The sequence below is a fragment of the Hydrogenovibrio sp. genome, from assembly GCF_049975065.1.
In the GTDB taxonomy this organism is placed as follows: domain Bacteria; phylum Pseudomonadota; class Gammaproteobacteria; order Thiomicrospirales; family Thiomicrospiraceae; genus Hydrogenovibrio.
Window position 1 is genome coordinate 1 of record NZ_JBNGDN010000112.1, and the last position, 5,321, is coordinate 5,321.

Sequence of the window (5,321 nt, forward strand, 5' to 3'; positions counted from 1 at the left end):
ACCGATTCTAAATCGGTTTTATCACTGACCCTTATCGCAAAGGATCTTATTTAAACGCATAGGTTTCATAGACGGGGCCGTAAACCCGATTTTTATCGGCACAGGCATCCCAAGACCAACATTTCATGTCATTTTGATACACTTCCTGGTACAGCACCTCAGACGCGGCCTGAGTGTGCTTCTGCTCGGCCATCTTCTCGATCACCTGTTCGTCACCGTCAAACGCCCAAGTGTCTTCCGCCATCGCCGCCGGGGCACTCAACACACTGGCCGATACCAACCCTGTTAAAATCAAAGTCTTCATACTCAAACCTCCGTTTTGGTTGTTTTAACCCGAAAAATTCATAAATTAGACACCATCTCGCTTGCCCCTTGATTCCACAAGCCATATTTTCTCAGTCGGTCGTAATCGTGGATACGACACTTCTTCGAAAATTTCCTTGTGAAAACAATGTTCTGCGCGATTTTGGCGCAAATTTATGAAATTTCCGAGTTAACCCGAATATTTCAAAAATGTCATTTTTGTTACAAGTATTTATTATATCCCCATAAAAATTTCTAATATTAGAGTTTACTTATTTATTTTCAAGACGCAAGTTTTTTTATAGGCCTATAATAAAATTTATAGGGCAAGCTACCCCAAACAAGGATGGCAGGGGAATTTGCTTCTGTTTTAAGAGAGAAGCGTTTTTCTAAAAAGATCTTTTAAAGAGTATAATAAAAGACCCAATAGAAGGTCATTACAGGCTTTTACCCCACTCATGTTTTAAAGGTAGCGATTATGACGACTCTGACACACCCCATTTTGGCCGATTTGAGTGCTGGCATCTCTGAACTCAAAAAAAACCCCATGGCGGTTCTCTCTCAAGCGGAAGGGGCGCCCGTTGCAATTCTAAATCGCAATCAACCCGTTTTTTATGCGGTTCCTGCCGATGTCTATGAAGCTATTCTGGAACGACTGGATGACATGGCTTTGATGGAAATCGTCAAGCAGCGCCAAAAACAGGCAGAGATTGAGGTGACTTTGGATGAGCTATAAACTCGTCTTTAAAGAACAGGCGCTCAAAGAATGGCGGAAGCTGGATACCACCCTTCAAGTTCAGTTTAAAAAGAAACTACAAGAGCGACTGATTGAGCCTTGTGTCGAAAGTGCAAAACTCAAAGGGTTAGAAGATTGTTATAAAATTAAATTAAGAAGCGCGGGTTATCGACTGGTGTATCAAGTCAGAGAAGAGGCTTTAATCGTTTCCGTGATCGCAATTGGCAAACGCGATCGTAATCACGTTTACCAATCGGCATCCGATCGACTTTGACCTAGCCCGACAAGAAGCTAAAGGTTACGCGCTTGCAGAAAGGATAACTCTGAGACATTCGTCCATTTTGAAACCTGCGCTCTGAAGGCCTTTTGCGACGCCCAGACTTTGGCAGACAAAGGGTCTTTCGCAGCGGTTTCTTCAATCACTTCCGCCGACAGTTTTTTCAATTCTTTCAATACCGAATCCGGGAAAAAGCGCAGTTCGACCTGGTGCTTATCCACCAGCGTCTGCAACGCCTGCTGATTGCGTGCCGTGTATTCGGAGAGCATTTCCAGATTCACCACCTTCATGGCATTGCGCACAATACTTTGCAGGTCATCCGGCAAAGCATTAAAGGCTTTTTCGTTAATCATGCACTCCATGGTGGTGCCCGGCTCGTGCCAACCGGGTGCATAGTAATATTTCGCCACGCGATAGAGGCCGAACGCCAAATCATTATACGGTCCGACCCACTCGGTGGCGTCGAGCGCCCCGCTTTCCATCGCGGGGAAAATATCCCCACCGGGCATGGAAACGGGGATGCCTCCGGCTTTTTGCAGCACTTCACCGCCCAGCCCCGGCATCCGCATTTTCAGGCCTTTTAAGTCGGCCACGGAGTTAATCTCCTTATTAAACCAGCCGCCCATCTGCGGGCCGGAATTGCCCGCCGGATTCGGAATCAAACCAAATGGCTTATAGGCTTCTTCCCACAGCTCCAGCCCGCCGCCATTATAAAGCCAGGCATTCATTTCATCCGGCGTCAATCCGAAGGGCACCGAGGAGAAAAACACCGAGGAAGGAATCTTGCCTTTCCAGTAATAAGCCCCGGCATGCCCCAGTTCGGCATTGCCGCGCGACACCGCATCAAACACTTCAAACGCCCCGACCATTTCGCCCGCACCAAACACTTTCACCTGAATGCGCCCACCGGACATTTGATTAATCAGCTCCGCCAACCGATTGGCACCGGTGCCCAGGCCTGGGAAATTCTTAGGCCAGGTGGTGACCATTTTCCAATGCACGGTTTCCATCGGCGTCGCCGCGGCACCGGACGCCTGAGCGTGTTCCTCTTTTTGCCCACAGGCCGTCATGGCCGTTGCGGCGGTGGCACCGGCAATGGCCCCGATAAAATCACGTCTTTTCATAATTTTGTCCCTATTCCGTTCCATCAAATACGTTTAAACGCTATTTTGCCACTTTTTCAGTGCGGTATTCCAGCTAATTTAAGCGGTATTCCGTTCTCGGGCAAAAGAAGACATTCACTGATAATTGAGCCGAGTTCACCCGAATTCGCCCGAATTCACCAGGCCTAGTCAAACCCCTTTCTCGCGCCCCTTACCGGTAAGCGCCACAAAAAACCACTCAGCAAGCCAAAGTCGCTGCCAAAAACGGGTAAAATTCGGGTTCTTAACAAGGACGCAAAACAAAGGAAGCCAAACAATGACCCCAGCCGAATTAGTGACCCAGTTATCGCAGGGCGCCGTTGCATTTCAAGACGTGATGCAGGTGATTGACGCCCACTATGATTTCACCCCCACCCGGTTTCAGAACGGCAACCAGATCAATGAGGCCGATACCAATAACGGCTCTTGCAAAATTTTTGCCTTTGCCAAACTCAATGGGTTGGATGAACAGGCAACGTTAAATGCCTTTGGGGATTTTTACACTCAGGATGTCCTGAAGCACCCTGACGGAAAGGATCATGCCAATATTCGCAATTTCATGCAAAGCGGCTGGGGCGGCATCGCCTTTGCGGATAGCCCCTTGCACGACAAGATACAGCAAAGGGCTTAAATAGCCGCCAAAGCGGCATCGTCACAGCCATCCGCGGCTTCTTCGGCACAGCGTTTGGCCTCATAAATCCCCTGTAACTGCTTCTTTTCCTGAGGCAGGATGCTGTCAATACGCAACCCGTAAACAAACTCACCGTTCAAATCATGCAGCTCCGTCACTTGCAGCGTGCAGAGGTAAATCGTCAAGCCATCGATTTGAATGTGGCAGTCTTTCAACTTTTGTCGATGCTTGTAGTGAAACGCCTCGGTGCCCTGATTCGGGCAGAAAACCACCAAGCCCTCAGGGCTTAAAGCGCGACCCTTGAGCACCTCATCACCATGATGAAAACTGAAAAGCGTAGCCACCGAAGTGGCAATCAGGTTATCCTCGTCTGAAACACCGTAAAACATAGTCCTGCCTTTGGCTGGGCACAGGACCCAGCTTAAATATTGGAAGGGGTTCGAGCGCGAAATCAGCGCAAAAACCCGTAACCTTTCTTAATGATAATCAATTTTTGCGTTACTTCCAAGTCACGTCAGTCAATTTTATGGTGAACAAATCGTTCATCTTCACCTTGAAAAGCCCCAACACATCCCCATTAATCAGCCTATTAAAGCGAATTAAGACGAATTAGGAAAAAATATGGAATATAAGGACTATTACCAAATACTCGGCGTGGAACGCGATGCCGCGGAAGCGGACATCAAAAAAGCCTATCGCAAACTGGCCGCCAAGCACCACCCGGACAAGCCCAGCGGGGACGAAACCAAGTTCAAAGAAATCAACGAAGCCTACGAAGTGCTGGGCGATGCGGAAAAGCGGCGCATGTATGATCAGCTCGGTGCCAACTATCACAATGGGCAGAATTTCCAACCCCCGCCTGGGTTCGAAGGCATGTTTGGCGGCGGTGGTGGCTTTGGCGGTGCCGGCGGCCAAGCCGGTGGTTTCAGCGACTTTTTTGAATCCATGTTTGGCGGCGGCTTCGGTGGTCAAGGCGGTTTTAGCCAACAAGGACGCCAGTTTCAGCAAAAAGGCGACGACCAAGTGGTGAAGGTGCTGGTGACGCTGGAAGAAGCCGTCAAGGGCGCGGAAAAGTCGTTGACCCTGCAAATGCCCAACCCCAATCAGTTCGGGCAGGTTTCGCATCAGCCCAAGCAGCTGAAAGTGAAAATTCCGGCCGGGGTCAAACAAGGTTCGCGCATTCGCCTCAGCGGTCAGGGTGCGCCCGGCTTCGGCGGCGGCCCCAATGGGGATTTGTATCTGGAAGTGGACCTGCAAAACCACCCGCTGTACAAGGTGGACGGCGACGACATTATTCTGAACCTGCCGCTCACCCCTTGGGAAGCGGCATTGGGCACCAAAGTGGAAGTACCCACCTTAAAAGGCAAGGTGAACATGAACATTCCGGCTGGAACACAATCCGGCGCAAAACTGCGCTTAAAAGAACGCGGGCTCGGTAAAGGCGATAAAACCGGCAACCAGTACATTCAAGTGCAGATTCACACACCGCCCGCCGAAAGTGACGACGCCAAAGCTTTTTACGAGGAAATGGCCAGCAAACTACCGTTCAACCCACGCAAACATTTCTAACCCCAAAACGCCCAGGCCTGGTTACAATCGATTTTTTCACCACAGAGACACGGAGACACCGAGTTTTGATAACACCGTGTCTCTCTGCGGTAAAAAGCGGTCAAAACAGCTTTCAACCAGGCCTGGCGGATTCATCCCGGCCGTTTAGTCGCCGAACGGCATACGGGCGCTCAGGCGGAAATTGCGTCCCATGCCTTGTGCATAACCTTTATAGGTATCGAGAAAATCCCGATAGGCCACATCCATCAGGTTTTGCACCGTCAAGTCCACACTCAAACGCTGTTTTCCGAACTTAAAGCCGGTGCCCGCTTCCAGATGCCACAACCAATAATCCTGCGTCGAGGCCGTTCCAAAGGGCGTATTGTCAAACTGACTAAACGGCTCGTAAGCGCCCGCCGAGTCTTTTGGCGCGGCGTATTTGGTGCCCACCCCGACATAGGGCTGGTGCAAATACCCCCGGCTGGCAAAGGTGTACTGCGCACTCAAGGTAGCATTATTGGCGGGCATCAGTGGCAATTCGCGGTCATTGGTGGTGTCGCGTCCCTGCAACACTTCCGCGGTGGCCATCCAGGTCAGTTGCGGCGTCATTTTATAAGTGGCCGACCACTCAATGCCCTGTATCAACGCATTGGTTTGCGCGTTAATCATTTTACGATAAGGATA

The 5,321-nt window shown here is 50.1% G+C and carries 7 protein-coding genes and 1 pseudogene; 4 read left to right on the forward strand and 4 right to left on the reverse strand.

Annotated features, from left to right (window positions below; all coding sequences use genetic code 11):
• Positions 1-46: 46 nt before the first annotated feature.
• Positions 47-304, reverse strand: a complete 258-nt coding sequence (locus tag ACP5D0_RS09835) for a hypothetical protein (RefSeq protein WP_472365603.1) — start codon at positions 302-304, stop codon at positions 47-49.
• A gap of 477 nt (positions 305-781) precedes the next feature.
• Between ACP5D0_RS09835 and ACP5D0_RS09840 the strand changes: the two genes are divergently transcribed.
• Both ACP5D0_RS09840 and ACP5D0_RS09845 read left to right on the forward strand, forming a co-directional pair.
• The gene (locus ACP5D0_RS09840; RefSeq protein ID WP_472365604.1) at positions 782-1,039 is read left to right on the forward strand and encodes a type II toxin-antitoxin system Phd/YefM family antitoxin; all 258 of its coding nucleotides are present in this window, start codon (positions 782-784) and stop codon (positions 1,037-1,039) included.
• Complete coding sequence (locus tag ACP5D0_RS09845) at positions 1,029-1,313, forward strand: type II toxin-antitoxin system RelE family toxin (RefSeq protein ID WP_472365606.1); 285 nt, start codon at positions 1,029-1,031, stop codon at positions 1,311-1,313. Before ACP5D0_RS09840 ends, ACP5D0_RS09845 begins: the two co-directional genes overlap by 11 nt.
• A 17-nt stretch (positions 1,314-1,330) precedes the next feature.
• On the opposite strand, the gene ACP5D0_RS09850 is transcribed toward ACP5D0_RS09845, so the two are convergent.
• Positions 1,331-2,440 (reverse strand): TRAP transporter substrate-binding protein, encoded by a 1,110-nt coding sequence (locus ACP5D0_RS09850; RefSeq protein WP_472365607.1) that lies wholly within the window; start codon positions 2,438-2,440, stop codon positions 1,331-1,333.
• A 295-nt stretch (positions 2,441-2,735) separates the two neighbouring features.
• Between ACP5D0_RS09850 and ACP5D0_RS09855 the strand changes: the two genes are divergently transcribed.
• Entirely contained in the window at positions 2,736-3,089 is a 354-nt protein-coding gene (locus ACP5D0_RS09855) for a HopJ type III effector protein (protein WP_472365609.1), read from the forward strand.
• Here ACP5D0_RS09855 and ACP5D0_RS09860 read toward each other — a convergent pair.
• Positions 3,086-3,478 carry a hypothetical protein gene (locus ACP5D0_RS09860; protein WP_472365610.1) on the reverse strand — a complete coding sequence of 131 codons (393 nt, stop codon included), beginning with the start codon at positions 3,476-3,478 and terminating at the stop codon, positions 3,086-3,088. The genes ACP5D0_RS09855 and ACP5D0_RS09860 overlap by 4 nt on opposite strands.
• Positions 3,479-3,710: 232 nt before the next feature.
• Here ACP5D0_RS09860 and ACP5D0_RS09865 point away from each other — a divergent pair, with 232 nt between their 5' ends.
• Complete coding sequence (locus ACP5D0_RS09865; RefSeq protein WP_472365611.1) at positions 3,711-4,658, forward strand: DnaJ C-terminal domain-containing protein; 948 nt, start codon at positions 3,711-3,713, stop codon at positions 4,656-4,658.
• A gap of 144 nt (positions 4,659-4,802) precedes the next feature.
• On the opposite strand, the pseudogene ACP5D0_RS09870 reads toward ACP5D0_RS09865, so the two are convergent.
• Positions 4,803-5,321, reverse strand: a pseudogene (locus ACP5D0_RS09870) (TonB-dependent receptor); the annotation flags it as partial.

Bases quoted from the DNA above. Each gene is read 5' to 3' on its own strand.
- ACP5D0_RS09850 (WP_472365607.1), bottom strand. From the start codon at position 2,440: ATGAAAAGACGTGATTTTATCGGGGCCATTGCCGGTGCCACCGCCGCA.
- ACP5D0_RS09855 (WP_472365609.1), top strand. From the start codon at position 2,736: ATGACCCCAGCCGAATTAGTGACCCAGTTATCGCAGGGCGCCGTTGCA.
- ACP5D0_RS09835 (WP_472365603.1), bottom strand. From the start codon at position 304: ATGAAGACTTTGATTTTAACAGGGTTGGTATCGGCCAGTGTGTTGAGT.
- ACP5D0_RS09865 (WP_472365611.1), top strand. From the start codon at position 3,711: ATGGAATATAAGGACTATTACCAAATACTCGGCGTGGAACGCGATGCC.
- ACP5D0_RS09860 (WP_472365610.1), bottom strand. From the start codon at position 3,478: ATGTTTTACGGTGTTTCAGACGAGGATAACCTGATTGCCACTTCGGTG.
- ACP5D0_RS09840 (WP_472365604.1), top strand. From the start codon at position 782: ATGACGACTCTGACACACCCCATTTTGGCCGATTTGAGTGCTGGCATC.
- ACP5D0_RS09845 (WP_472365606.1), top strand. From the start codon at position 1,029: ATGAGCTATAAACTCGTCTTTAAAGAACAGGCGCTCAAAGAATGGCGG.